General features: G+C 37.8%; 34 protein-coding genes and 1 tRNA gene. 32 read left to right on the top strand and 3 right to left on the bottom strand.

What is annotated here, in order from left to right; all coding sequences use genetic code 11:
* The first annotated feature begins 303 nt into the window (after window positions 1-303).
* From ACDD58_RS02150 to ACDD58_RS02140, 3 genes are all read left to right on the top strand, one after another.
* Window positions 304-2,424: a glutamine synthetase III gene (locus tag ACDD58_RS02150; protein WP_370775471.1), complete on the top strand. Its 2,121-nt coding sequence runs from the start codon at window positions 304-306 to the stop codon at window positions 2,422-2,424.
* Window positions 2,425-2,587: 163 nt separating this feature from the next.
* The gene (locus tag ACDD58_RS02145) at window positions 2,588-2,926 is read left to right on the top strand and encodes a P-II family nitrogen regulator (RefSeq protein WP_117921112.1); all 339 of its coding nucleotides are present in this window, start codon (window positions 2,588-2,590) and stop codon (window positions 2,924-2,926) included.
* A gap of 327 nt (window positions 2,927-3,253) precedes the next feature.
* Window positions 3,254-4,450 carry an ammonium transporter gene (locus ACDD58_RS02140; protein ID WP_370775469.1) on the top strand — a complete coding sequence of 399 codons (1,197 nt, stop codon included), beginning with the start codon at window positions 3,254-3,256 and terminating at the stop codon, window positions 4,448-4,450.
* A 221-nt stretch (window positions 4,451-4,671) separates the two neighbouring features.
* On the opposite strand, the gene ACDD58_RS02135 is transcribed toward ACDD58_RS02140, so the two are convergent.
* Complete coding sequence (locus ACDD58_RS02135; protein ID WP_006855222.1) at window positions 4,672-4,857, bottom strand: helix-turn-helix domain-containing protein; 186 nt, start codon at window positions 4,855-4,857, stop codon at window positions 4,672-4,674.
* A gap of 398 nt (window positions 4,858-5,255) precedes the next feature.
* Between ACDD58_RS02135 and ACDD58_RS02130 the strand changes: the two genes are divergently transcribed.
* The 15 genes from ACDD58_RS02130 (at window position 5,256) to ACDD58_RS02060 (ending at window position 14,761) form a co-directional block, all read left to right on the top strand.
* Complete coding sequence (locus ACDD58_RS02130) at window positions 5,256-6,149, top strand: DUF5688 family protein (RefSeq protein ID WP_370775466.1); 894 nt, start codon at window positions 5,256-5,258, stop codon at window positions 6,147-6,149.
* A gap of 93 nt (window positions 6,150-6,242) precedes the next feature.
* Window positions 6,243-6,485 carry a Mor transcription activator family protein gene (locus ACDD58_RS02125; RefSeq protein ID WP_015521410.1) on the top strand — a complete coding sequence of 81 codons (243 nt, stop codon included), beginning with the start codon at window positions 6,243-6,245 and terminating at the stop codon, window positions 6,483-6,485.
* 395 nt (window positions 6,486-6,880) lie between these two features.
* Window positions 6,881-7,069, top strand: a complete 189-nt coding sequence (locus ACDD58_RS02120; RefSeq protein ID WP_370775463.1) for a hypothetical protein — start codon at window positions 6,881-6,883, stop codon at window positions 7,067-7,069.
* A gap of 11 nt (window positions 7,070-7,080) precedes the next feature.
* Window positions 7,081-7,380: a hypothetical protein gene (locus ACDD58_RS02115; RefSeq protein ID WP_370775461.1), complete on the top strand. Its 300-nt coding sequence runs from the start codon at window positions 7,081-7,083 to the stop codon at window positions 7,378-7,380.
* Window positions 7,381-7,392: 12 nt separating this feature from the next.
* A complete protein-coding gene (locus ACDD58_RS02110) occupies window positions 7,393-7,809 on the top strand; it encodes a hypothetical protein (RefSeq protein WP_370775459.1) in 417 nt (138 codons plus the stop codon).
* Window positions 7,810-8,118: 309 nt separating this feature from the next.
* Window positions 8,119-8,748: a recombinase family protein gene (locus ACDD58_RS02105; RefSeq protein WP_370775457.1), complete on the top strand. Its 630-nt coding sequence runs from the start codon at window positions 8,119-8,121 to the stop codon at window positions 8,746-8,748.
* A gap of 101 nt (window positions 8,749-8,849) precedes the next feature.
* Entirely contained in the window at window positions 8,850-9,638 is a 789-nt protein-coding gene (locus tag ACDD58_RS02100) for a hypothetical protein (RefSeq protein WP_370775455.1), read from the top strand.
* Window positions 9,639-9,781: 143 nt separating this feature from the next.
* The gene (locus tag ACDD58_RS02095; protein ID WP_370775454.1) at window positions 9,782-10,285 is read left to right on the top strand and encodes a hypothetical protein; all 504 of its coding nucleotides are present in this window, start codon (window positions 9,782-9,784) and stop codon (window positions 10,283-10,285) included.
* Window positions 10,275-11,903 carry a phage/plasmid primase, P4 family gene (locus ACDD58_RS02090; RefSeq protein WP_370775451.1) on the top strand — a complete coding sequence of 543 codons (1,629 nt, stop codon included), beginning with the start codon at window positions 10,275-10,277 and terminating at the stop codon, window positions 11,901-11,903. Before ACDD58_RS02095 ends, ACDD58_RS02090 begins: the two co-directional genes overlap by 11 nt.
* Before the next feature lie 15 nt (window positions 11,904-11,918).
* The gene (locus ACDD58_RS02085) at window positions 11,919-12,125 is read left to right on the top strand and encodes a hypothetical protein (protein WP_173885293.1); all 207 of its coding nucleotides are present in this window, start codon (window positions 11,919-11,921) and stop codon (window positions 12,123-12,125) included.
* Window positions 12,126-12,179: 54 nt separating this feature from the next.
* On the top strand, window positions 12,180-13,364 hold the full coding sequence (locus ACDD58_RS02080; RefSeq protein WP_370775449.1) for a tyrosine-type recombinase/integrase: 1,185 nt from the start codon (window positions 12,180-12,182) through the stop codon (window positions 13,362-13,364).
* 85 nt (window positions 13,365-13,449) lie between these two features.
* Complete coding sequence (locus tag ACDD58_RS02075) at window positions 13,450-13,614, top strand: hypothetical protein (RefSeq protein ID WP_370775447.1); 165 nt, start codon at window positions 13,450-13,452, stop codon at window positions 13,612-13,614.
* A complete protein-coding gene (locus ACDD58_RS02070; RefSeq protein WP_370775445.1) occupies window positions 13,604-13,939 on the top strand; it encodes a type II toxin-antitoxin system RelE/ParE family toxin in 336 nt (111 codons plus the stop codon). Before ACDD58_RS02075 ends, ACDD58_RS02070 begins: the two co-directional genes overlap by 11 nt.
* A gap of 113 nt (window positions 13,940-14,052) precedes the next feature.
* Complete coding sequence (locus ACDD58_RS02065; protein WP_015560945.1) at window positions 14,053-14,391, top strand: nucleotidyltransferase domain-containing protein; 339 nt, start codon at window positions 14,053-14,055, stop codon at window positions 14,389-14,391.
* Window positions 14,384-14,761, top strand: a complete 378-nt coding sequence (locus tag ACDD58_RS02060) for a HEPN domain-containing protein (protein WP_006855219.1) — start codon at window positions 14,384-14,386, stop codon at window positions 14,759-14,761. The genes ACDD58_RS02065 and ACDD58_RS02060 overlap by 8 nt, the downstream gene beginning before the upstream one ends.
* A 257-nt stretch (window positions 14,762-15,018) precedes the next feature.
* On the opposite strand, the gene ACDD58_RS02055 is transcribed toward ACDD58_RS02060, so the two are convergent.
* Entirely contained in the window at window positions 15,019-17,787 is a 2,769-nt protein-coding gene (locus ACDD58_RS02055) for a transglycosylase domain-containing protein (RefSeq protein ID WP_370775442.1), read from the bottom strand.
* A 288-nt stretch (window positions 17,788-18,075) separates the two neighbouring features.
* Between ACDD58_RS02055 and ACDD58_RS02050 the strand changes: the two genes are divergently transcribed.
* From ACDD58_RS02050 to ACDD58_RS02040, 3 genes are all read left to right on the top strand, one after another.
* Entirely contained in the window at window positions 18,076-18,714 is a 639-nt protein-coding gene (locus ACDD58_RS02050) for a YigZ family protein (RefSeq protein ID WP_370775440.1), read from the top strand.
* A 96-nt stretch (window positions 18,715-18,810) separates the two neighbouring features.
* Window positions 18,811-18,882: transfer RNA gene (locus ACDD58_RS02045), tRNA-Gln, on the top strand.
* A gap of 236 nt (window positions 18,883-19,118) precedes the next feature.
* A complete protein-coding gene (locus ACDD58_RS02040) occupies window positions 19,119-19,331 on the top strand; it encodes a hypothetical protein (RefSeq protein WP_370775438.1) in 213 nt (70 codons plus the stop codon).
* 209 nt (window positions 19,332-19,540) lie between these two features.
* Here the strand turns inward: ACDD58_RS02040 and ACDD58_RS02035 are convergent, their stop codons facing one another.
* Window positions 19,541-19,729, bottom strand: coding sequence for a helix-turn-helix domain-containing protein (locus ACDD58_RS02035; protein ID WP_370775436.1), 189 nt, complete (start codon window positions 19,727-19,729; stop codon window positions 19,541-19,543).
* A 198-nt stretch (window positions 19,730-19,927) separates the two neighbouring features.
* On the opposite strand from ACDD58_RS02035, the gene ACDD58_RS02030 reads away from it, so the two are divergent.
* The 11 genes from ACDD58_RS02030 to ACDD58_RS01980 all read left to right on the top strand — a co-directional run bounded on the left by ACDD58_RS02030 (window position 19,928) and on the right by ACDD58_RS01980 (window position 26,387).
* The gene (locus ACDD58_RS02030) at window positions 19,928-20,314 is read left to right on the top strand and encodes a hypothetical protein (protein WP_370775433.1); all 387 of its coding nucleotides are present in this window, start codon (window positions 19,928-19,930) and stop codon (window positions 20,312-20,314) included.
* Window positions 20,315-20,378: 64 nt separating this feature from the next.
* Entirely contained in the window at window positions 20,379-20,549 is a 171-nt protein-coding gene (locus tag ACDD58_RS02025) for a hypothetical protein (protein WP_370775431.1), read from the top strand.
* A gap of 40 nt (window positions 20,550-20,589) precedes the next feature.
* Window positions 20,590-20,766: a UPF0175 family protein gene (locus ACDD58_RS02020; protein WP_370775429.1), complete on the top strand. Its 177-nt coding sequence runs from the start codon at window positions 20,590-20,592 to the stop codon at window positions 20,764-20,766.
* On the top strand, window positions 20,759-20,896 hold the full coding sequence (locus tag ACDD58_RS02015; protein ID WP_370775426.1) for a hypothetical protein: 138 nt from the start codon (window positions 20,759-20,761) through the stop codon (window positions 20,894-20,896). Before ACDD58_RS02020 ends, ACDD58_RS02015 begins: the two co-directional genes overlap by 8 nt.
* 15 nt (window positions 20,897-20,911) lie before the next feature.
* Window positions 20,912-21,196, top strand: a complete 285-nt coding sequence (locus ACDD58_RS02010; RefSeq protein ID WP_370775425.1) for a DUF3368 domain-containing protein — start codon at window positions 20,912-20,914, stop codon at window positions 21,194-21,196.
* A gap of 261 nt (window positions 21,197-21,457) precedes the next feature.
* On the top strand, window positions 21,458-22,939 hold the full coding sequence (locus ACDD58_RS02005; RefSeq protein WP_370775423.1) for a hypothetical protein: 1,482 nt from the start codon (window positions 21,458-21,460) through the stop codon (window positions 22,937-22,939).
* A gap of 337 nt (window positions 22,940-23,276) precedes the next feature.
* Window positions 23,277-23,609, top strand: a complete 333-nt coding sequence (locus ACDD58_RS02000) for a nucleotidyltransferase domain-containing protein (protein WP_117922493.1) — start codon at window positions 23,277-23,279, stop codon at window positions 23,607-23,609.
* On the top strand, window positions 23,606-24,010 hold the full coding sequence (locus ACDD58_RS01995; protein ID WP_370775421.1) for a HEPN domain-containing protein: 405 nt from the start codon (window positions 23,606-23,608) through the stop codon (window positions 24,008-24,010). The genes ACDD58_RS02000 and ACDD58_RS01995 overlap by 4 nt, the downstream gene beginning before the upstream one ends.
* A gap of 365 nt (window positions 24,011-24,375) precedes the next feature.
* The gene (locus ACDD58_RS01990; protein ID WP_370775419.1) at window positions 24,376-25,119 is read left to right on the top strand and encodes an acyl-[acyl-carrier-protein] thioesterase; all 744 of its coding nucleotides are present in this window, start codon (window positions 24,376-24,378) and stop codon (window positions 25,117-25,119) included.
* Window positions 25,120-25,122: 3 nt separating this feature from the next.
* The gene (locus ACDD58_RS01985) at window positions 25,123-25,959 is read left to right on the top strand and encodes a S1 RNA-binding domain-containing protein (protein ID WP_370775416.1); all 837 of its coding nucleotides are present in this window, start codon (window positions 25,123-25,125) and stop codon (window positions 25,957-25,959) included.
* Window positions 25,960-26,012: 53 nt separating this feature from the next.
* Window positions 26,013-26,387, top strand: coding sequence for a RidA family protein (locus tag ACDD58_RS01980; RefSeq protein WP_006855202.1), 375 nt, complete (start codon window positions 26,013-26,015; stop codon window positions 26,385-26,387).
* Window positions 26,388-26,399 lie beyond the last annotated feature (12 nt).

The raw sequence follows: 26,399 nt of genomic DNA, 5'->3' as shown, positions 1-26,399 counted from the left end.
TAGCAAAATGATAAAAAAGTGAAATTTTTCTCTTGCATTTTGGAGAGAAAAGTATTATCTTAAGTTCAACAAAACAAATGTGAGAGATGAACAAGGGCGTTCCAAGTAGCTTGGAATGCCCTTTTTTTATAAGAAGTTGTCACACAATTTCTCATAAAAGCCATATAGGAGAAATTTCTTACTGACATTCAGCCACTTTCAAGGTACAATAAGAAATGAGAATTTAAGATCTCTTACATTTGTTCAAAAAAGCAGGGAATAGTCTCAGGGGATTAGACCGGTGAAGAAGAAAGGATGTAGAACATGAGCGAAACAGGATACTTAAATGTAGCAGAGATTTTTGGCGAGAACGTATTCAATGATGCAGTGATGCAGGAACGTCTGCCAAAGAAAGTTTACAAGAAGTTAAAGGAAGTAATTCAGGAAGGTCGCGAGTTAGACCTTGAAACAGCAGATGTTGTTGCGCATGAGATGAAAGAATGGGCAATCGAAAAAGGTGCAACACATTATACTCACTGGTTCCAGCCACTGACCGGAGTAACAGCAGAGAAACATGATTCATTCATCACAGCACCGATGGAGAACGGCAAGGTATTAATGAGCTTTTCCGGTAAAGAGCTGATCAAAGGTGAGCCGGATGCATCTTCTTTTCCATCCGGTGGTTTGAGAGCTACATTCGAGGCAAGAGGATATACAGCCTGGGATTGTACCTCACCGGCATTCGTAAGACAGGATGCAGCAGGCGCAACACTTTGTATCCCAACAGCTTTCTGTTCTTACACAGGAGAAGCACTCGATCAGAAAACACCGCTTCTTCGTTCTATGGAAGCTATCAATGAGCAGGCATTACGTCTTGTAAGATTATTCGGTAATACGACATCAAAGAGAGTTACTCCTTCTGTTGGACCGGAGCAGGAGTACTTCATCGTAGACAGACAGAAATATTTACAGAGAAAAGACCTTATCTTTACCGGTCGTACTTTATTCGGTGCAATGCCTCCAAAAGGTCAGGAGATGGACGATCATTACTTCGGTGCGATTCGTGAGAGAATCGCAGCATTCATGAAGGATGTAAACGAAGAACTCTGGAAATTAGGTGTCAGCGCAAAGACACAGCACAACGAAGTTGCACCTGCACAGCATGAGTTAGCTCCGATCTACGCACAGGCTAACATTGCAGTAGACCACAACCAGTTGGTAATGGAGACATTAAAGAAAGTAGCCGGACGTCATGGCTTACAGTGCCTGCTTCATGAAAAACCATTTGCAGGTGTCAATGGTTCTGGTAAACATAACAACTGGTCAATTACAACGGATGATGGAATCAACATGTTAGAGCCAGGTAAGACACCACACGAGAATGTACAGTTCTTATTAGTACTTACCTGTATCTTAAAAGCAGTTGACAAACATGCAGATCTTTTAAGAGAGTCCGCAGCAGATGTCGGAAACGACCACAGATTAGGAGCAAACGAGGCACCGCCAGCAATCGTTTCCGTATACTTAGGAGAGCAGCTTCAGGATGTATTATCACAGCTGATCAGCACAGGCGAAGCTACACACAGTCTTGCTGGACAGAAATTAGAGACAGGTGTTAAGACACTTCCTGATTTTATGAAAGATGCGACAGACCGTAACAGAACATCACCGTTTGCATTTACCGGTAATAAATTTGAATTCCGTATGGTAGGTTCTCAGGATTCTATCGCTCAGCCGAACGTTGTATTAAATACAATCGTTGCAGAGGCATTTGCAGAGGCATGTGATGTTCTTGAAAAAGCAGATGATTTTGATATGGCAGTACATGATCTGATCAAAGAATATGCAACAGAGCATCAGAGAATCGTATTCAACGGAAACGGTTATTCCGATGAGTGGGTAGCAGAAGCTGAGAGACGCGGACTTCCAAATATCCGTTCCATGGTAGATGCGATCCCTGCATTAAATACAGAGAAATCTGTGAAATTATTTGAAAAATTCAAAGTATTTACAAAGGCAGAGTTAGACTCCCGTGTTGAAATCGAGTATGAGACATACTCAAAAGAGATTAACATCGAGGCAAGAGCTGCAATTGATATCGCAACCAAGCAGATCATTCCGGCTGTTATCAAATACACAACCGTACTTGCGGAGTCTATCACTTCCGTAAAAGCAGCATGTGGTGCAGATATCAGCGCACAGACAGAGATCCTGACACAGGTTTCCTCTTTACTGGCTGATTCCAAGAAGGCACTGGCAAAATTACAAGTAGTAACGGAAAAAGCTGCAGAGATGGAAGAAGGCAGAGATCAGGCTGTATACTATAGAGATGAAGTTAAGACAGCAATGGATGAGTTAAGAGCACCGATTGATAAACTTGAGATGTTAGTAGACAAATCCATGTGGCCAATGCCATCTTATGGTGATCTGTTATTCGAGGTATAAGGTTACCTGTAAATAACGATAGATATGTGAAAATTGGATTTTGTGTGGAAGTGGCAGTAGAAAAATCGCTGCCACTACCGCAGAAATCTGCAAAACAAGGAGGAAAAACCTCTGCTCCTGCAAAGGCAGTCGCATTTTGCTCCGCAAAACAAGGAGGATTGGGATGAAGAAGTTAGAGATTATTATCAAACCTGAAAAATTAGAGGATCTTAAGGCTTTGCTTGACAGTGAAGAAGTAAATGGTCTTAATATTGTAAACAGCATGGGTTACGGTAATCAGAAAGGTATTATCAAAAATTACCGTGGTGCAGAGTATGCAGTCAATCTGTTACCGAAAATAAAAGTGGAGACAGTCGTGGCAGATGAGGTCGCTCCAAAGCTGATCGACAAGATCGTTGAGCAGATCAATACCGGTCATATCGGTGATGGTAAAATTTTTATGTATGAGGTAGAAGATGCAATCCGTATCAGAACAGGTGAGCGTGGTGTAGACGCACTGTAAGAGGCTTTGTGGATGAAATGAGGAGTCATCTGCGAAATCAGGGAACGGATCAGGAATAAAATATTATGAAAAAAATTGAATCAGGAAGAAATTATTATCAAAGGAGATAATTGTGACACAAGTGTGGATTGGTGTCGTGATTATCTTTTTTTATTTCTTCGGAAAACAAGGAGGAAAATCTTGCACAGCTTGCTGGGCATTGCTCCTGCAAGAGGCAAATGCTATAAAAAACATAGCATGGATTTTGCTCCGCAAAACAAGGAGAAAAATCCTCTGCTCCTGCAAAGGCAGTCGCATTTTTCTTCGAAAAACAAGGAGGATTTGATTATGGATATGAGTGTATGGTACCTTATGGGTGCAGCGTTAGTTTTTTTTATGCAATGTGGATTTGCTATGGTTGAGGCTGGTTTTACCAGATCAAAGAATGTTGGTAATATTACGATGAAGAACCTGATGGATTTTTGTATCGGCACAGTTGCTTTTTATCTGTTGGGTTATAACCTCTTATGTGGTGATGGTAAGTTTTTTGGCTGGGGATTAAATCCATTTGCTCATTTTGGAGAGACTGACTGGTCGGGATTTGTATTTAACCTGGTATTCTGTGCAACGGCAGCAACGATCGTTTCCGGCGCAATGGCAGAGCGTACCAAATTTATTACATATTGTATTTACAGTTTTATCATCAGCTTATGTGTTTACCCGATCGAAGCTCACTGGGTATGGGGCGGAACACCATGGCTTACTGATCTTGGATTTACAGATTTTGCAGGTTCTGCATGTATCCATATGGTAGGTGGTATCACAGCTTTCATCGGTGCAGCAATGTTAGGACCTCGTATCGGAAAATATGACAAAAACGGAAAACCAAGACCAATTCTTGGACATAATATTTTGATCGGTGCACTTGGCGTATTCATTCTCTGGTTTGGATGGTATGGATTTAACGGCGCAGCAGCAACAGACACCATGCAGTTATCACAGATTTTTGCAACAACGACAGTTGCTCCTGCAGTGGCAACCTGTACCGCAATGATCTATACATGGATCAGAAATGGCAAACCGGATGTTTCCATGTCATTAAACGGATCTCTTGCAGGTCTTGTAGCAGTTACTGCCGGCTGTGCAAATGTAGATGTTATCGGTTCTTTCGTCATCGGCGCAGTAGCAGGTGTGCTTGTCTGTGTAGCAGTATACTTTGTTGAGGATAAATTAAAAGTAGATGACCCGGTTGGTGGAGTTGCAGTTCATGGCTGTAATGGTATCTGGGGAACGATCGCAGTAGGACTTTTTGATTATAAAGATGGTCTGTTCTACGGTGGTGGTGTTCATCATCTTCTGATCCAGTTACTTGGTATCCTTTGCATTGCAGGATGGACGATCGTTACGATGGGAATCGTATTTACAGTCTTAAAGAAAACAATCGGTCTTCGTGTTTCTGCACAGGAAGAAATCGAAGGACTTGATTCTACAGAACATGGATTAGAGTCTGGTTATCCGGATTTTGTATCGAGAGAGTTACATTAATATGCACTAATCTAATTTGATTAGATTGGTGAAATCTAATCCCCTTAGTTAGTATATACATCAACAGTGAAAACCCCGAATGTGACTTCGGGGTTTTTGCTGTCTTATTAGGAAAATCAATGGCTGAGAGATTTTTTTGCGTGTGAAAAATTAGAAAAATCCGCTTGTATGAAACTGAAAAAAAGAAGTGTCTGGGAATTTTCTGGGAGTTTTTTTAATTCTTATTTCCAGTAACGGGAATTTTGAACAAAATCAATTAAATCGGCTTTTTCAATTCGGAAACTCCCTGCGATGATATGTGCAGGAATTAAATCTTTGTGAATCAAATCTAACATTTTTGATTTGCTGATGTGTAACAGATCTTGGCACTGCTTACGTGTTAGTAAATCGGGTTCATTTTTAAACATTTTCTGTTGTCTCCTTTTTTCAAATAGTGGTCTATATTGGATGAAATTGTATTAAATAGGTGTTTTGCGGACAAAACGTAAAGTATGTAAGTGCGTTTATATATTATCCAGATGGAAGGAGGCAGAGAATGTGTGATAAAAAGAAAAAAGCTTTAAAAATTATAAATATCGTTATTATCACGTCATACAATTTATGGCTAATGTTTCGGCGCGAATTTGAAGATGAGTAAGAGCAGTAACAGGTAAACGGGCATAGTGTGAAAGCTATGCCTTATTTTTGTTGGGAAAAGGAAGGTAATATGTAATTACTTTAAAAATAATTTTGATGAAGCTGAAAAGATGGGCGTGGAATAAATGTTTTTTGATTATGTATATTAGATTTTTATGGAGGAAAAGACATGAGTTATCAGGAATTTCAGAAACGAATAAAAAAGATTTTGGAAGAAAAATTTGCAGGAAGTGCAGCAGTCATAATAAGTCCGGTATTGAAAAATAATGGGATAGAGCGCATTGGTTTGTCGATACAGAGAAATGAAAGCAATGTATGTCCGGTCATATACTTGGAATATTATTACGAGTCATACCAGAGAGGACGGGAATTTGATGATATTGTAAAGGAAATAGAAGCAGTGTATCAGAAAAATTGTATTTCAGGTATGGTGGATATGTCATTTTTTAAAGATTGGAGTGTGGCACAAGGGAAAATCACGTTAAAACTCATAAATTACGAAGAAAATAAGAAACTGTTAGAGCGGTTGCCGCATAGGAAGTTTTTAGATATGGCGATTGTATATCAGTATGTAATGGAAACCGGACAAAAAGAAAGTGCGACAGTGTTGATTAATTATTTTCATATGAAAATCTGGGAAGTACAGGAGCGGGATTTATATGAGTGTGCCTGTCGGAATTATCGAAAATTAACACCAGTGATGGTAGAAAACATAAAATGTGTGATAGCAGAGCTTTTAGAAGAAAGTATGTTAGATATACCACTGGATGAAGGGGAAGATATGGCACCATTGTATGTTGTTACCAATCGGGCAAAACTTAATGGAGCGGTATCTATGGTTTTTATTTCAGAACTAAGAGATAGTTCGGACGTATTTGAGCAGGATTTATACATATTACCAAGTTCTATTCATGAAGTTCTGGTTCTTCCGGTGCAATATGCAGATATAAAGGAATTAAGATGGATGGTAAAAGAGGTAAATGGTACATTGCTTCCAGAAGAAAAGTTGTCAGATCAGGTATATCGGTATTGTTGTAAAAGCGGAAAAATTGAGATTGTGTGAAATAAATAATGAAAATTTCAAAGTGATATTTCAAGGAAAAACATGTAAATTTATAGTAACTTCTCAAGAAATATATCGAGAAATGGCGGTGATATGTTGCAGTCAGAAAATTTTGTACCCATTTATGAAGAAATTGCAAGTGTAATAGGGGAGGAGGAAACGGTAAAACTATATAAGAAATTTCGCGGGCAGCAGATAACATTTCCACAGCGGTTGTATAACACAGATTATGTTGCTGCTTATGTGAAAGAAAACTACAACGGAGAGAATATCCGTGAATTAGCGCGTGAGTTTGAGTATTCGGAACGGCGCGTGAGAGAGTTTTTGAAAATTTAGTAAAGTAATATGGCGGAGGTAAAAGAGATGAGTGCATCAGTTAAATATGTAGAATGGCGTTGTTCGCATTGTGGTAATACCGTGAGCAGAGCGAAGAACTTAGGAAAGCCAGCAGGTGGTTTTTGCAGTAAAAATAATCAAAAACCGCATACTTACAAAAAGCAACGGGAGTATTAATAGATGAAAGCGAAAGCCAGAGCAAATAATATCACTTCAAAGAAGTGTGCATTCTGCAAGAACTGGTACGACCCGGCAAATTCTGCAATTAAACCCTGTGGGACAATTACATGGGAATATGACATGGAAATGAAGTGCATGTGCAGGGTAAAGAAAATTCCTACGAAAGGATTTCAATCGTGTTCTAAATTTGAATCAAAAATTTAGAGGGGGAAAAGATGGGGAAATTAGAAGATTTAAGACAGTTAACAGTAGGTTTGATGGACTTAAATTATGGAGTAAATCGGCTTGAAGAAGCAAAAAAATGTTTTAAGGCAGATTTATCGCTTGCTATTATGAGCAATCTGATATTAGCAGCAGTATGTGTCGGTATTATGTATTTGCGATTCAGAGTTTTGGGAAAGTAGGTTGAAGGCTCATGGGATTAAAAGAAATAATTACATCTGCAAATAATATACTTGATACAACGAACGAAGCAGTTAGCACAGCAAATAATACTCTTAAAGGTGTCAGTGATGTGAGAGACCATTATCGAAGTGGGAAAAAATATTATAATTCAAAAAAGGCACAGGTGGATTTTGCTAAGGCAGAAAAATTTAACCGACAATCAGATTTTGTTACAGGACTGATGGTTGTTCTTTGGTTGGTGCTTATAATCGGAACCATCGTGTTATGTGTTACTGGAAATGATATTGTTTTGGAGTTGCTGCATTTATAAGGAAGCAATGGCATGAAAAGGTTAAGCAGAAAAGCAAGAAAACAAAAGAAACAAGAGGAACAGTGCCGGGAAAAAAAGTTATCGAAAGCAGGAATTCCATACTCTAAGCACAAGAAAAGAATATGCTATCATTTTGGATGGAGTGGAGATATGGCACTTGGAGTGCGGATATATGCCATGACTGAAAAGGATAACGATAACAGATATGTTTGCCGGGGATGTGGTAAGGTATTTACACAAGCAGAAATGAAACAAATGGAAAAATTGTGTTTCTATCTACAGGCAACGCCAGTAAAAAGTAAAAGTAAGGTGCAGGATTTATTGAAAGGCATAGAGCCGGTTGAGTATTATTATAAGGATAGAAACGAAATTGTTCGATGTAGCAGATTAGATGTGCTACCTAGAATAGTAGGCGTTTGGAATGAATAACAAGAGAAGTCCTGATTGTGAATATCATAAGGATAGAACTTAGCAATACGGGTTTATAAAAGTATACATTTGCAGACACCAAAAAAGAGTACAAAGAGCGTTCAAAATTCTATACAAATAGGATTTTTGGACGTTCTTTTTGTATGCAGAAATTTATGGACAGTGAATCGCTACCATTGTAACAGTAAATTTTTTAACGCTAATTCAGTTCAAGCGCACAGCAAGGACTGCGCTTGAACTATGGAAGAAAGAGAAACTGAATCATCGTAAAAAATTAACTGCCACAATGCAAGGTCAGGAGGAAAAATTATGGCAACATATGGATATCATAGGACATCAACAAAGGAACAGCATTTAGATAGAGGAATTAATGAGATAACGGAGTTTTGCAAAGATAACCATTATAAACTGGAAAAAATATATACAGATCAACAGACAGGAAAGAATTTTAGCAGACCCCGGTACACGGTACTAAGGGATGATATTTTACGTGAAGGAGATACGTTGATAATCACCGAGGTAGACCGGTTGGGGAGAAATAAAAAGGATACAGTAGAAGAACTGCGGATGTTGGCAAATCGAGGTATACGGGTAATGATCTTGGAGATACCTACAACGTTGCAGGATTTGTCTAAAATGGACAATGCTATGGCGAAAATGATATTGGAAACGGTCAATCATATGCTGATTGAACTATATGCGGCTATGGCGCAGGCAGAGGTTGAGAAAAAAGAAAAGAGACAGCGTGAAGGGATTAAACAGATGAAGGCAAGAGGTGAATGGGATAAATATGGCAGACCGCGTATAAAACAGCCGGATAACTGGAAAGAGGTTATTCACAGATGGAAGGCAGGGGAGATAACAGCAGTGGAGGCTATGAGATTAACAGGGATGAAGAAGAGCAGTTTTTATAAGTGCTTGAAAGAATGGAAGATGTAAAGTAATTGTTCCAATGTTCCATTGAAAGTGATATCTTATTATTTAACAGAAGATATATTTTCTTACTAATTTATGGAGTAAAGGATAGGGAGAGTACAGATATGGAACTTTGGAACGAACTAATGGCAAATGAAATAGAGAGTATTTCATTAAGAGATATTGCATGGATATTATATTGTAATCAACTGTATGAAGAAGATATGGAGATAATGAAGGATAATGATCTGTCGGAGAATGCGTTTAAAGAACTTGTAGAATATATAAAAAAAGAAAATGAGTATGATAAAAGTGGAAGAGATATTGAGGATCGTTTTGCTTCAGATTCATTTGATAATTATTATAAAGAGTGTAGGAAAAAATTGAATGTTATGTGTGAGGCTATATTTGATCACACATATAATGAGATTTGGGAAAAAACGGGGAAAGGTTATAAGTTTGATGTGCCATTTGAGGCGAGTTTTATAGAATATCTTATTTATATAGAAGCATTGGATGTAGGGAAAAAAATCAGAGAAGGTAAGTATAAAGATATCGACGAGATAATAATAAAAGAAATTATGTCTGGTGTGGAAACCTTATGTCAAAATAGCAAGTTTAAGTTAGACAAAGAAAAAAGCTTGAATAATGTAAGAAAGAAGTTTTGGATTATAGCAGAATATGATGATTTAAAACAAGCAATTAATGATTTGCAATTTTATATAAATAATGTGATTTTAAAACAAGCAATTGATGAAAGTTATTACGATGGTTATAGAAAAATAACAAAGATGTTAGAAGATTGTGAAAGCAAGGTAACAAATATTTGGGAGGGATGTGCTCAAATAATAGGAAAAGAGGGGATAGAAGAGGAGATAGAAAATTATAAAAAATTGCGGTCAAAAATAAATTGAAAGAAATAGGTTTAAATGGAGAATTATTAAAAATCGAAATAGATTGATTTTATGGGGGGAAAATGAGATTTCATTTTTCCCCCATGTTTATATAAATAAAATATGGGATAATTTGCCTCAGAAAGAAAAAGGAGGCAACTAATATGCTAAATGACAAATTACAAAAATGGATTTTGAAAGCACAAGAAAACATGAATGGTTTTTGCTTTATTCAAAAGAAGCAAGGAAATTGGATGGTTAAAATTGGACAAGGAATACAAGATATAGATATCATATATTTATGTGTTCTGGAAAATGAACGGGTTTTACGCGAAGAACTTTGGGAAAAAGGACAGAGTAAAAGTGAAAGCCCAGATTTTACAATTATCACAAAAAACGCAAAGAAAGCAATATTAGCAGAAGAGTCTGAACACATATGGGGATTTGGTTTTCACGAGAGTAAAGAAAATGTAAGATTCATGGCTTGTTACAGAATCTCAGAAGCACTTCATTTAATATGGGCTGATTCAACTGGAACAGAAATTAGTCAGGCATTTGGTATTTGTGAATCAAGAGAGAAAGCGAATCAAATGGATTGCTTGTTTTCATTTTTGAAAACAAAAAATACTGTGGATGAAAAGGAGGTAAAAGAAAATCGTGGGGAATAAAGCAAAAAACTCAATTGTAGATAACTATAAAAAAACTTTTGATATGATAAAGAACAAAACCGATGCAGTATTACAGCCAGAGTATTTTTTGGTAGAGAGAGCAAGAAACAATTGTTCCCAAATTACAAAAAAATGTAATAAAGTATGGAATGAAAATACAAAAGCAGTAGATAGTGAGGAAATGTTATTAGGTCATACAAAAAAAGATGAGACACGAATGGAAGCTACAGATAACAATGAGAAGATGGTAATACCGGTGCAATACATTAGTGCAGCTAGGAAACACACACAATACACTGCAAATATGAGTCAAGAAAATAAATCTACGAAGGTTCATGTAGAGCAAATTTCCATGAGTGCATGTGCAAGGAGATTGCAGGAACGTGTAAAACTTATTTCGTTAGATAGGTCATTATACTATTTTAATGGTCGTTGTTATCAAATGATAGATTGTGAAGAATTGGTGGAGCTTTATCGGAAAAATGTAGATGATGAATTACATGGAGCAAAAAGTTTGAAGCTATTTTCTGATGTGTACGATTATTTGCTTACTGATTCTAAAATCAGAGTCAAACCAGATGAAGAAAATATATCCAATTTTGTGGTACTGAAAAATGGTATTTATGATTTGCGTGAAAAAGAATTAAAAAAACATACATCCGAGATCATTTCGTTTTCCTATGTGAATGCTTCATATGTTGAAGATGAAGAATGTCCAACGTTTGATAAATTTTTAGGCGAAATTACAAAGGGAGATAAGACACTGATAGAACGGATGTGGATGGTGTTGGGATATATTCTTACACAGTCAATGGATGCTAAAGCATTTTTTGTAATGGGGCAGGCATCCAATAGTGGAAAAAGTCTTTTCGGGCATTTCATTCAGAAATTGTTTGACTCAAGTTGTGTTAGTGCAATTGCACTTTCCGATATGAATGGGGAATTTTCACTTGGGCAGTTGGTCGGAAAAACAGTGAATATATCACTTGATTTGCCACACTCTAAAGTGAGTGTGGCAGCAGCTTCAAAACTAAAAATGCTGACAGGTGGAGATCTGATTACCGTGAACGAAAAGTACCGGAAACAGTTTAAATATCAGAATCGGGCAAAATTCATATTTGCCTCTAACCATCCAATTCAGTTGACACAGGATGATGATGCTTTTTGGGAACGTTTGGTATTTTTACCATTTGATTATTCGGTAAGCAGGGAAAATCAGAATGAAAATTTGCTGAGAGAATTGCTGGACGAAAAAGACGCAGTTGTATCAAAGGCATTAAAGTATGCTCGAAAACTTATGAAAAGGCATTATCAGTTTCCAACAACACAGGAGATTGAGAAGCGAGTCAGAGCGTGGAGAGGGTTAGAGATTGATACGATAAATGATTTTATACAAAACTGTTGTTTGGTTTCAGAAGAAAACAAAGGTGAACTAATGGAAGACTTGTATCGAGAGTACATAAAGTTTTGCATAGAACAAGGTGAAACATATGTTAAGCAGAACGAGTTTAAGCGGTATCTTGAAGATCAGTTGGGATTAGTTCACAGGAAGATGCGTCGTGAAAGCGGAATGAACCCACAGTCAGCTTTTTGCGGAATACAATTATACTCAAAATAACAGGAGGACAAAAGAATGAATACAGATACAAGCATAACAGAGACAAAAGGATTACCAGTAGTTGTGAACGTAGAGGGTTTATGTGAACTGCTGCAATTAGGCAGACCAAGTGCTTTAAAAGTGGCTGTTGCAGCAGGGGCACGCATTGATATTGAAGGCAGCAGGATTTTAAGATTTAATGTGAAAAAAATCCTTGAGTATATTGAGGAAAACAGCTACTAAAGGTTAAGAAAGAGGCGGAGGAAACTCTGCCTCTTTTCATGGGAGGATTTGAATATGGCTTTTGATAAGGATGGAAAAACTGTATTACCGGCAAATATTTATTATGACAGGAAAAAGGAAATTTACTATGCCGATAAAGTGTATAAAGGCGAAAGAATTTATTTTGCAGGGAAAACGAAAGCAGAGGCAGAAAAAAGATTGCGGAAAAGGCTATATGAGATAGATATGCACATTTCCCCACAAAAGAAAAGTAATGTTACGGTAGAGGAACTTTTTGAATTATACGTAGGAGAGTATCACCCGGAATTAAAGCCGACAACCGTGCAGCAGTACAGATTTTTGTATGATTATTATTTGAAGGATTTTATTGGAAAGGTAAAATTAAAAAATCTTTTGCCGTATCATATCCAAAAAGTATATAATCATCTTGTAGAAAAGAAGATGAAACAGGGGACAGTGAATAATGTTAGAAAAATGCTACGTACTCTGCTGAATGAAGCTGTAAGGCGTGGTATGCTTTCGGCAGATGACAATCCATACCCGAAGGTAAAGGCACCAAGTAACTTGCCGGTAAAGCAGCAAAGAAGTTTTACGGAAGAGCAGAGAGACCAGTTTTTACAGTATGCGGGGAAAAGTTTATATGCAAATTTATATAAACTGCTGCTCTATACAGGAATGAGGGTTGGAGAGGCTTTAGCTTTAATGATCTGTGATGTTGATTGGGATAACCATGTTTTGCATGTTACCAAGAATTTGCAGAAAACAACGCAGGGGGTGTTTTATATAGAAACACCTAAGACGCGGGAAAGTATCCGGGACATCTATTTAGTACCAGAGGCAGAGGAAGCGATAAAAAGCCAGTTGGAGTTACGAAAAATTATTGTTGAACCGATACAAGAAGATATAAAGGGTGAGTTTGAAAACTTATTATTTGTAAATACTAAGGGAAAACCCGTAAATGTCGGTTCGGTCAGACAGAGCATCAATCGGATTGTTGAGAAGATACGTGCCGATGGAAACGACTGTCCGGACATATGGATACATGCTATGAGGCATGGGTATGTATCTATTGCGGTGGCAAGAGGTGTGCCATTAGAGGTAGTGCAGGCAAATGTCGGACATACGAGTATTGAGACGACAATGCGTTATTTGGAGTTGCAGCCAGACTATATTAGGAAGCAGAGTATGAAGATATCAGATCTTTATCAGACAGAAGAAGTATGTAATAAGCCTGAGTAATTGTTATGATGGATTTTTAACTGATATCAGAGTATAATAAAAGAAGCTAATAATGATTTTTTATAAGGAAGGATAGGGTGATTTTATGGCACCATTAACACAGGAAACTGTAAAATATAGTGAGCAGGAAGAAAAACTCTTTCGCGAATTGGATAAAGGAATTGATGATATGGAGAATGGAAACACCATTCCACATGAAGAAGCAATGAGACAGATTCGTGAAAGGTTGTTAAAGGAATATGCAATATAGGTTACATGAGACGAGGGAGGCATCAGAAGATGTAGAAAGATTGGCAGGATATATTGCACGAAAATTTTCTAATTTAGATGCTGCACTGAATTTTCTTGATAAATACGATGAAGAAGTACAACGACTGACGAATTTCCCATTTGGTTATCGAGGAGTGAGTTTTGAATATCGCGGATACGAAATCAGAATAAAATCCTTTGGTACATATAATGTGTTCTTTACAGTTGATATTGCTGAAAAACAGGTATTTGCTTTGCGGGTTTTAAAAGATAGGCAGGCTTGGAAAACAATCCTTGAAAATCAGGACGAGTATCATTTTGAATAGAAAGAATATGGAAATATAGCTAGAAAATAGACAGGAAATATGTTTAGGGAATACTATGGGAAAATATTATAATTGAAGATAAGAAAAATGTTTAAGGAAAGGAGAATGACTACATGTGCACATATACACAGTTGCATCAAGTTACAAATCAGATGGCGCAGTGCTACCATGATATTTATGGAGCAGATATTGTAGGAATATTTCTATATGGTTCTTATGCCAGAGGAGATTATGACAATCAGTCGGATATTGATATAGCAGCTATTGTAAAAGGCTCTCGTTTGGACTTACAAAATAAGCTAAAAGCAGTGTGGGATATTTCAGCGGATATAGGCTTGGAAAATGATGTGGTTGTTTCTCCAACGGTAATTCCTTATGATGAATTTGAAGAGTACAAAGAGAAACTTCCGTATTATAGAAACATTGCGAGGGAGGGAATGCAGATTGGATAATCTGACAGAGTATCGTTTGGCTAATGCCAAAGAAAAGTTGGAATCTGCAAAATTGCTTTTGGATGCGGGAAAGTATAAGGATTCTATCGGGCGTTCTTATTATGCAATATTTACTTCTTTGCGGGCAGTTTTATCAAAAGATGGAGTGGATTTTTCTAAGCATGCAGGTGTAATTGCATATTTTCAGAGAGAGTATATTAAGACAGGCATTTTTGATAAGAAGTATTCAAAGTATGTGCAGTCAGCATTTCAAATCCGTAACAGTTGTGATTATGATGATTTCTTTATTGCTTCCCGGCAAGATGCAGAGGAACAGTATCAGAAAGCGGAAGAACTGTATGAAGAAGTAAAAGCGTTTCTGGAAAAATAGTCTGGGAATTTGTCTGGGAATCTGACTGGGAATTTCAGTTTAGAGTAAAACGACAGATAATCAGAAAATGCCGAAAATAAAGGCTTTTATCAAATTAGAAACTAAGGAAAATGCGAAAAAATGTATCCCCTTAGTTAGTATATACATCAACAGTGAAAACCCCGAAGGTGACTTCGGGGTTTTTGCTGTTTGTGCAGGGAAATCATTGTCGAATCGACGATAAGCCTGCATTCTTTATTATGAAAATATATTTTCAGTTACTGAATGGGTGCATCTCCGATATTCCATCCACCATCGCCGCTGGTGTTGTTAGATGCATCATTGCCGGAGGAACCATCTGTAGAAGCATTGCCGCCGGTGTTATCTGCGGGAGCATTGCCGGTATTTTCTGCAGGTGGCTGTGTCTGCTGCGTATTATCGGCAGGAGCCTGTGTTCCCCCGGAATTATCATTATTTACTCCAGGGACCGCGGAGAACGCAGAAGTTCCCTGGTAGGTGGAGTTGCCTTCATTGTGCAGGGTACAGGTATTGTTCTTAAAATCATCCGTCAGAAGATATGGAGTATCTTCCGTTCCGACAGTTCCGCCAATAACGAATACCCGTGAGGAAATAGAATCTGTCGGGCAGTAACCACTGCCAAGCTGACCGGAAGCGTTACAGATATTTGCAACAATATGATGGTCACAATATTCCGTAGGCTGTGTACCCTCTGCAAAATATTCCGTGTATACACGGCTGCCGCGGGGATCTGCATCACAGACACCGGCAATTGCCAGTTTTCCGGACTCCTTGCAGACCTGAGCTGTAACGATACCGGATGGTTTTGTGAAATCCTGATATTCCAGATTTTCATGGATACGGCTCATAACTGCTTTCCAGATCTTTTTCGGGTAGGTAGTCTGACCACCGGACTGTGGTGAGTTATCGTCAAATCCACCCCATACGACACAGGTATAATATGGTGTAAAGCCGGCAAAAAGCGCATCGCGGTTTTTGGTTGTTGTACCGGATTTACCTGCCTGTGCCATTGAACTTCCGAAATAAGCCGGAGTACCGGTTCCCTGAGTCATAACATCTTTCATGGCATCGGTTAAAAGCCATGCAGTTGTTTCTTTTAAAACAGTATGGGAGATCGGTTCGGTATTATCGATCAATACATTTCCATCATGATCTAAAATTTTGGTGTAGAATTTTGGCTTAATGTAAGTTCCACTGTTCGCAATCGTTGCGTAAGCAGCCGTAAGCTCTAAGTTGGTAACACCATGTGTCAGACCGCCGAGTGCTAAGGTTTCATTGGAACTTTCATCTAAACCGACGGTTGTGATGCCAAAATCACAGATATAATCATATCCGAGAGACGGCCCGATTTGTGCTAAGGTTTTTACGGTAACAACATTGATCGAGTCGGTAATGGCTTCGCGCAGTGTTGTGAAACCGCGATAGCGGTTATCATAGTTGTTGACGGCACCACCTTGTCCACTGCCGTAATTATATGGCGCATCGTCCTGAACAGATGCAAGTGTCAGACCGCCGGCATCAAGTGCCGGTGCATATGCAGCAATGATCTTAAATGTAGATCCAGGCTGCCTTGTGGTGTCTGCTGCACGGTTTAAAGTCTTGTTGGCGGTTTTGTCTCCGCGGCCGCCGACCAAAGCCGTGACATTTCCGGTGCTCTGATCGATGATCGTAAGAGCTGCCTGTGGCTGAAGTGTGTAGGTAACTGTTTCACTTCCGTTTACGATCGTATCACCGTCTTTCATGATGTCAGTTTTATACTGCTCGATTGCAGCAGCAGCCTCTTCTTCCGAGTTAAAATTGATCGTAAAGCTCTTGTTTGAAGACTGATAGTAGGAAAGCATCGTCTGTTCACTGTAATTTGATATGGAACCGTCGGCAGAGCGAACAGATAAACGATAGGAAAACGATACTTTTGGAGCAGTCGGGTAATTGTCCAGATTATTTACTTCATCATCACAGATCGCCTGAATTTCCGGATCCTGTGTGGAGTAGATCGTAAGTCCACCCTGATAAAGTGCCTTGTAAGCCTGTGTCTCAGTGTAACCTTTCTGTTCTACCAGATCCTGAATGACCTGATCAGTCAGTTCATCAACAAAATATGAGTTGATACTGTTGGTTTCGGATTCGATGTTGACAAGCTGGATACGGTCATAAACATTATCTGCAACAGCTTCATCGTATTCGTCCTGGGTAATATAACCCTGATCTTTCATATTATTAAGTACTTTCATGCGGCGCTTGGCATTTTCCTGTGGGTTGGTAATAGGGTTGTATTTGGAAGGATTCTGCGTAATAGCTGCTAAAACGGCACATTCCGATAAGGTAAGATCAGAAACATCCTTGCCAAAATAACGTTCCGAGGCAACACCGACACCTAAAGTATTTTGTCCGAGGTTGATCGCATTCAGATAATTTTCTAATATCCAGTCTTTATCTACTACTTTTTCCAGCTGCAGGGCGAGGTATTGCTCCTGAAACTTTCGCTCGAATTTGTCTGCCATGGAGGATTCGCTTGTCCAACTGGTAAAGACGGTATTTTTCAAAAGCTGCTGTGTGATGGTACTGGCACCTTCTGAAAAATGAAAACCGGATGCAACACCTTTTACTCCGGCACGGATGATACCTGTTACATCAATACCATTGTGCTCATAAAAACGCTCGTCTTCAATGGCAACAAATGCATGCTGCAGATTTTTTGGTATCTCATCAATCGTAACGGCACGCCGGTTAGATCCCGATGCCACTAATGTAGCAGTCTGATTGCCGTTTGCATCTAAAACCGTGGATAAGAAACCGGTAGGAGTAGCGACGATATCATCAATTGTTGGAGCGGAGGCAATGATTCCCCGAATGATTCCAACACCGGAACATACTCCGATCACCATGAAGGCAAATACACATATAAGCAGCGACTTACAAAAAATCACGTAAAATTTTTTGCGAATCATGGTACTTTTGGAAATCAGTTCTTTTTCGCGCTTTTGCGTACTTTTCTTTCCATAATTCATTTTAGGTCTCCTTTTTGTAATAAAAATAAGCTATGAAATTACAATACTATTTATAGTCAGAACGAACCATCATCATATTATAGCAAAGAAATGTGTCAGAATAAAGGAAAAACTGAAAATACAGGCTTTCTTCATTTATTTTTAAGAATTGAATTTCGAAAAAAAACATGATACCATAGGAACACGCAGAGAATGTGAGAGGTTGATTTACCTATTTATATATAGAAATATTTGATTCATTAAAATGACAGAAAACAGTCTGAAAGATGAGTGACAGGAGGGACAGGCATGAAAACAGTGTATGCCGGTGGAGAGGCAGAGATTATAGAAAAAAAATCAAGGTTTATTGCAACAGTGCGTCCTGTCTCATCCGAAGAAGAAGCAACCGCATTTATTGCAGAAATGAAAAAAAAATACTGGGATGCCAGACATAACTGTTCTGCTTTTGTAATTGGAGACAGGCAGGAGATGAGCCGTTGTTCAGATGATGGGGAACCTGCACAGACAGCAGGCAGACCGATGCTTGATGTATTATTGAAAGAAGATATCCACAATGTGGCTGTTGTGGTTACGAGATATTTTGGTGGAGTGCTCCTTGGAACGGGCGGACTTGTGCGTGCATATCAGAAATCTGTTCAGGAAGGACTTGCAGCAAGTGTCATTATTGATAAAAAAGAAGGACGCAGACTTTCCGTAGGGACGGATTATACCGGACTTGGAAAATTACAGTATCTGATTGCACAAAATGGGCTGACACTTATTGATACCGTTTATACCGAAAAAGTGGAGCTGCTTTTGATGGTTCCATCCGGGATGCAGGAACAGACAGAGAAAGAAATTATCGAGGCAACCAATGGAAAAGCTGATCTTTCCTGGGGAGAGATGGTGTTATATGCGATGGTCGGAGAAAAATTGCAACTTTTTTAAAAATTTAAAAATTTTTTCAAAAAAACAGTTGACAAAAATATTATACTCATATATAATAGCTATTGTTGACGGCGCGAAACGCTAGAGACAAGATAAAGGGCTATCGCCAAACGGTAAGGCAACGGACTCTGACTCCGTCATTTCAAGGTTCGAATCCTTGTAGCCCTGCTAACAAGACCTCAGCAGTGAGACTGCTGAGGTTATTTTTTTGCCCGGAGAGACGCAGAATTGTGCGGCTTTCCGGGCTTTTTTGTCTGGATGAATCAGCAAAAGCTGGGATCAAAGGGAAAATGCTCTGCAGGAACGGAGTACGGCAATTTTCTGCAAAATAAGAGGAAATTTGAATGGATAGGTCAATTTATAGGTCAATCGAAAATGCCGGGAAACATTGATTTTACTGGTGCGTGGGATATGGAAAGGGCAGCGCAAATGCATCAAGTGATGTGGATTTATTGGTCGACAGTGGACTAAAAGGTTTAAAGTTTGTTGGATTGATTGAGGCATTGCGGGTGGCATTAGATAAGGAAATGGATGTTTTTGATGTTTCTCATGTGGAGAAGGGAACGGAAATTGATCATGAGATCGCAGAAACAGGGGTAAAGATTTATGAAAAATGATGTTATTAGAAATTAAATAGGTGAATGGCAATATCACAAATTAATTTTGTAAGTGAACCCTGCCAGTGATGAAGCTGCTGTCAGGGTTATTTTTAATTCATAGGAAAATACGTCCCATGAATCAAAAAGCCCTCCGGGCAGGATGTGCAATCTCGCGGAAAAGAAGTTAGTTGTAAACAGCACCGCTAGAGCGTGAAAGAGAAGCTGTGTTATTTAGTCAGACTGCTGTTTCTTAAAACATATTCTGAAGCCGCATCTCGTGGAATTTTCCATATTCTTCCGATTCTAAATGCATGGATCAGATTGGTGTTTAACAGATGGTATGCAGTATTTTTTCCAATTGCGAGCATGTCGCAGAGATCATCAATGGTTATTAAATCATCGTAGCTGTTGAACATGATTATAAAAATCCTTCCTTTATTATTGTATTACATTTATGTTTGAAAATTATTTTTTGCAAACAAATAAGTAATTTAATGCCGGACAACTTTAAATAAGACTACGGAAGAGAAGATAATTGATAAAGAAGGTGGATAATTGAAAATAAAATGAAAAGGTATTACCTTTTGCATACTTGTTATTTATATAACAGTAACATGGGATTTTTTAGAGCGCTTGGGAGAGCAATTGGAAGAGTTGTAGAAACCGTTGGTGATGTGATTGGGAGTACTACGATCAGCGATCTGGGCTGGAAAATTCAGGATGCATGTGCAGAGAAAGTGGCATCTGAGAAATCTTACGACAAAAAGGAAGCCAATATTTATACGACAGACCGTCTGAATGAGATATTAGTTTCTTTTTCCGAGGGATATTTACAGAATGCAACATTTTACGAAAAGGAGTGTATCCGTCTGGTAGAGGAATATTATGATAAGCTGATCGGCATTATTGAAAATGCACCAGGCGGCGCATATAGTGCGGCAAATTTAAGGGCATTAAAAAATGGAAAAAACGGATCGCAAAGACAATTAATTACTGGATGAAATTGATACGGAAGAAAAAGATTAAGATTATTGGATTCGAAAGTAAAATACGGAGGATGAGATCATGAAAAAAGAAATATTAAAAAAGGCTTTTGCATGGGTTTTGACGTTAGTTCTGATTGTGTCTGGAATTGGGACAGGACAGATTACAGACATACAGGCAGCAACAAAGAAACCAAACAAAATAGATATCAGAAGATTTAGTACCATACCTGTATACACTAAAAGATGGTAAAACTGTTAGTGATAAACTTACTCTTTCTGCAGTTGTTGGCTTGTTTGCTTCTAACATAGTAACGCTAGAAAAAGCGGCGGAGTTAACAGGAAAAAGTGTGTGGGATTTTATAGACATATTGAAAAAGTGTGGAATACCGTGGGGAGATTGTACAGAGGAAGATTTGCAGAGGGATGATTTAACGCTGGAAAAACTTGCAGGAGGAGTTTATGAGTAAAGAGCTATTTGAAGAAATCATTTTAACGGAAGCTGTTTATAATGAGCTTTGTGCGGATTCTGTTAATCATCAGACAGAAGTAGAGAAAATTCAAGATTGCGTATTAAGTGGAAGACTTAAGGTATATTAGGTAAAAAATGCTGATATGATAAAAGCTCTGTATGGTAAACTGCATTATGGAGAACTGGAGGTAATTGTTGGGGCGAAAGAATTTGATATTTCGTTGGTGATAATAGATGAACGTGCGGCAAGAAGAATGGCGTCAGAATTTTTGGTTAACACGATTGGCATTTTGGGGATTCTTTCCTTAGCGAAACAAAAAGGAATTATTAGGTGTATAAAACCAGATTTGGATCGCCTAAGAGAGAACGGTTATCGTATTGCAGAAAGTTTATATCAACAGATATTGATAAAGAATGGAGAATTCTGAGAGCGAGATTAATATTTGTTGGGGAATATGGGCATTTGAAGTATATAAATACTAGTGTAGAAGGGGCATTTCCTTGAGAAATGCCCCTTAATCTATTGATGGATTAAATTTAGGAATATTAGAAATTAATAAAGGAAAATGGTTATTTTTTTGGTATCATTTTTTGTTGTAATAAAGTACAAATGACGTGACAGAGGAAAAATTAACATATATAATTGAAATATGTAGAAAAAGAAATGGAATAAAAGAGAGAAAAATAAAGTGACGCGATATGAAATGCGTTATTACAAAGGAGTAAAAAATATAATGCAATACATATGTGTATTACCTAATGGAATATTTTTTATGCAACTTATAGTGGTTTTGATGTATGAAATATTAGGTGAAAAAAATAAAAGAGATTTTTTTAAAGTTAGATCACCATTATATTACTCAATTAATAAAAAAAGTGTGCTTGATATAATTATTTTTGATTTTTTATGGGCATATTTATTTATATTTATTGTACTTTTTCTTTCTCAGATTGATGAAAAGTATATACAGAACATGGAATCTTTGCTAAAAAATATTAATGGTGTGGAGGCAATTCTGTTATCTTATGGAGGTGTAGTAATTTCAGTTATTATTTTTTCAGCGACATTTGGAAAAAAAGAGTATTATTTATCAGTAACTCGTGAAGAAATAAATAAACGTTATTATATTGACAAAGTATATATGATTTTAGGTGCTGCCATAGCAGGGAGTGTAATTTGTTCCGTACTTATGCAAGATGAGAGTATTGATTCTCAAATTGAATTATTCACATTTGTAATATACCAAATATGTTGCATCAGTATCATTGTGATTGGTTTATATGCTTTAATTATGGTTGGGCGACTGACAATTGGAGATAGCAGAATGGAACTAAAATCATTAAACAAATTATACAAAATTTTTTGGAATAATTCTGCATTAAAACTTGTCAATCAAACTGAGGTTGTAATAGAAACAAATTTGGCATATTTATTAGGTCAATATGAAAAATTGTATTTGATCAGGCTTGGAAAGATTAAAGATGTAGTTGAAATACAATATCAGCCTGATATCGTAGAAGAAAAATGGCATAAAGCAGCATTAAAAAAAATGACTGTTGGTTTGCTGTTTATTACAGGAATTGTGGATGCAATATACATTTTACAAAAGGACTATGGTTGGGCACTGGCAAATAGTCTTTTATTTTGTGGTTGTTTAAAATTGATATTTATGAAGGAGACAACCAATGTGTGCGGGAAGTTTGCTGCTAGTATAATTGTAGGTAATTCTGGTTTTTTGGTTAAGCTAAGAAAAAATGAAAAATTTATTGGAAATGGGATTATCTGTAATATTCCAGGTAAAAAGTATGTTCTTAATATTGAGAATATGATGGCCCTGTATTGTATTTTATGTTCAGGTTGGAAAGAGAAAACAGGGAAATATATATCAAGATCGTTTATTCAAATGATAGAAGTTTTAAGAGGTATTGAAAAAGAGAGACAAGGGTACAGTAAAGCGATTTTTTATCTTCCTGTTTTTGTGTGTAGTTATTACTTATATATATTTTCCCAAAAAAATTTTCCGAAGGAAATAATTGACTTGTTTCAATCATTTGATTTAGATGAGGATGAGAAAAGGAGATATTTGATAACAATGAATAGTTTCATATCAAGCGCAAGCCGTTTTAGACTAAGTGAAGCTGAGTGGAAAAATCATAGAAAGGAGAATTGAAGTGATGTGAATTACGAAAAATATATAGAAAATAATGGGTATTGGAAACTTATTAGTAAAGGTATGTAGACAATGGCGAATGCAATGAGTAACGTTATCTATATATTTAACGGAAAAGATATTACGATGAATAATATGTCCTTGTAGCCCTGCCTTTTGTTTTATTTTACTGGTGTGTGGGGAGATGTATGTTTTGGGAGTATCATTGAAAGGGGTTCGTATTGTAAAGGACATAAAAATAGCATATAATAATAAGTGTAGAAATGAAACATATTTTATTGAAAGAAAGGGCGGGCGGCATTAGATAAGAAAATGGAAGGAAAGAAGGTGAAAGAACATGCCACAAGGAATTCAATCTGAATTGGATGAGTTTGTAACACTCGTAAAACAATATTTTGGAAAAAATCTGAAAAGTATTATAGTGTATGGTTCATATGCCAGAGGAGATTATAATGAGAGTTCGGATATTGATATTATGATTTTGGTAACTCTATCAGAAAATCAGATAAAACAATCTGAGAACCATATATATGATGATGCATTTGATTTAGAGTTAAAATATGGGAAAGTGCTTTCGCCGGTTATTAAAAATCAGGAATTTTTTGAATATTGGTCAGATACACTTCCATTTTATCGTAATGTAAAAACAGAAGGGGTGCAGGTTGCATGACAGATAAACAAAAAGATTTGTGTCTGTATAGAGTGTCTCAGGCAGAAGATACAAAAAGAAGTGCACAGTTGTGTATGGAAAATCATTTGTTTAAAGATGCGATTAACAGATCATATTATGCGGCATTTTATGCTGTGAAGGCTGTGCTGGCTTTAGCAGATACGGATTTTAAGAGGCATAAAGATGTCGTTGCTTATTTTAATAAAGAATATGTTGCAGCAGGTATTTTCCCTAGAGAAATAGGTCGTTTGCTTGCGCGCCTCCAGAAAAAAAGAGAAACGAGTGATTATGATGATTTTTATATTGCATCAAATGAAGAGGCAGCGGAACAAATGGAAGCAGCTGGAAATATATTAGAGGCGATAAAAGCATATTTAAGAGAGAATGCAGTTATTGAATAATGTATAGTAAATGCGGATAGGTCAATCCATAGGTCAATTTCTCCCATCCCACCCTTACAACCCTTGATTTTACAGGCAGAACAACCCCTGACATTACGGACTCTGACTCCGTCATTTCAAGGTTCGAATCCTTGTAGCCCTGCTAATAAGACCTCAGCAGTGAGAACTGTTGAGGTTTTTTGTGCAATAGGAAATTTCGTTGAAATTCCTTGTTACATAAAAAGCCTTACGGGCAGGATATGCGGCTGCAGGCAGAAAATTTTTAATATCCCTACCATAACGCCTCAAAATGTGGTAGCATAACAAAAGAACAATACAGCAAATCAGTCAGAGAAGTTTAAAAATACCTGGAAATGAGGCATTTTATGTATAGTTTTAACAGCCGTGTGCGTTACAGTGAAGTGAACAGTGAAAAAGAACTGACATTACCGTCATTACTGGATTATCTGCAGGATTGCTGCACTTTTCAGTCTGAGGATCTGGAAATTGGTGTGGATTATCTTGCGAAAGAACAGGTGGCATGGGTACTATCTTCCTGGGAGATAAAAATTTACAGATATCCGCAGATGGGGCAGCATATTAAGGTCAGTACATGGCCGTATGCATTCCGTGGATTTTATGGATACCGGAATTTTCGGATTGAGGGAGACGATGGTATAATATTTGCTGAGGCAAATTCAGTATGGGTGTTTATGGACACAGAAAAAATGCGGCCGGCGCGCATATCAGAGCGGATGAAAGAAATTTATACACCGGAGATTAATGATGAGATACCGGGAGAATGGGCAGACCGGAAAATCAGTTTACCAGATGATGCGGTAAAGAAAAGTGTGAAAAAGGAACCGGTACGTGTCTCACGTTTTTATATCGATACAAATCATCATATGAATAATGGCAAATACATTCTGGTAGCGGAAGAGTATCTGCCGGAACAGGTTGTGGTTTGCGGACTTCGTGCGGAGTATCGTAAGTCGGCAATGTTAGGAGACATGTTGTATCCGGTTGTCACGATGGAAGGGAAACAGATCACAGTTACTCTTGCGGATGAAAAAGGTGCACCATATGCGGTCATCTGCTTTCAGATTCAGAAAAAAGAAAGGCAGTCATAAAATATGAGATTAGGTGAATATCAGAAACTTGTTGTAATAAAAAAAGTAGAATTTGGCGTATATCTTGCAGAACATATGGAGGATGAGACCCGTGTGCTGCTGCCGGAAAAACAGGTGCCGGAAGGAACTAAGATCGGAGAAGAACTCCGGGTGTTTTTATATAAAGATTCCAAAGACAGGCTCATTGCGACGACAAATGCACCTAAGCTGACATTGGGTGGACTTGCGGTGCTGACTGTAAAAGAGGTCGGAAAGATTGGTGCATTTTTAGACTGGGGACTGGAAAAAGATCTGTTTCTTCCTTATAAAGAGATGACCGTTAAGGTTCAGCCGGAGGATGAGATTTTAGTGACGTTATACATTGATAAGAGCAGACGTCTGTGTGCAAGCATGAAGCATCTGTATGATCTTCTGTCACTGGAATCACCATATCATACCGGCGATATTGTAAATGGCCGTGTCTATGAGTTCAGCGATAATTTTGGAACATTTGTTGCGGTAGATGATCAGTATTCCGCCATGCTTCCATCTTTTGAAGATCATAGCATGCTCCGTATCGGTGATGTCATCGAGGCAACCGTGACCAATGTAAAGCCTGATGGGAAATTAGATATTACGATGCGGCAGAAAGCCTATCTTCAGATGGATGCAGATGCCAAAAAGGTCATGCAGGTGATTGAAGAATTTGCAGGTGTGCTCCCATTTACGGACAAATCTTCACCGGAGGTCATCAAGAGAGAGACTGGCCTTAGCAAGAATGCGTTCAAGAGAGCGGTCGGAAGACTTTATAAAGAACGCCGGATAGAGATCAATGAAAAATCGATCCGTAAAATTGATTAATTTAAAAGCATATGCTATGATAGGAAAAAATTGACAGAAAGAAGGAAAATATTATGAAAAAAGTCATCAGTACAGACAAGGCACCGGCAGCAATTGGACCATATTCACAGGCAATCGAAGTAAATGGAATGGTTTATACATCAGGCATTATTCCGGTTGTACCGGAAACCGGTGAAATCCCGGAAGGTTCTGTTGCACAGGCAAAACAGGCACTGACAAACCTTTCTAATCTGTTGGAAGCAGCTGGAACCAGTATGGCAAATGTTGTTAAGACGACTGTTTTTATCAAAGAGATGAATGATTTTGGTGCAATTAACGAAGTATATGCAACATTTTTTGACGGAGCATTTCCATCCAGAAGCTGTGTGGAAGTTGCACGTCTGCCAAAAGATGTTATGCTTGAGATTGAGGCTATTGCTGTAAAATAAAGCAAAGCCATA

It is taken from the genome of Roseburia sp. (assembly GCF_041325975.1).
In the GTDB taxonomy this organism is placed as follows: Bacteria; Bacillota; Clostridia; order Lachnospirales; family Lachnospiraceae; genus Roseburia; species Roseburia rectibacter.
Note: the sequence above shows the minus strand (reverse complement) of the source record. Positions and strands in the feature narration are given on the sequence as shown.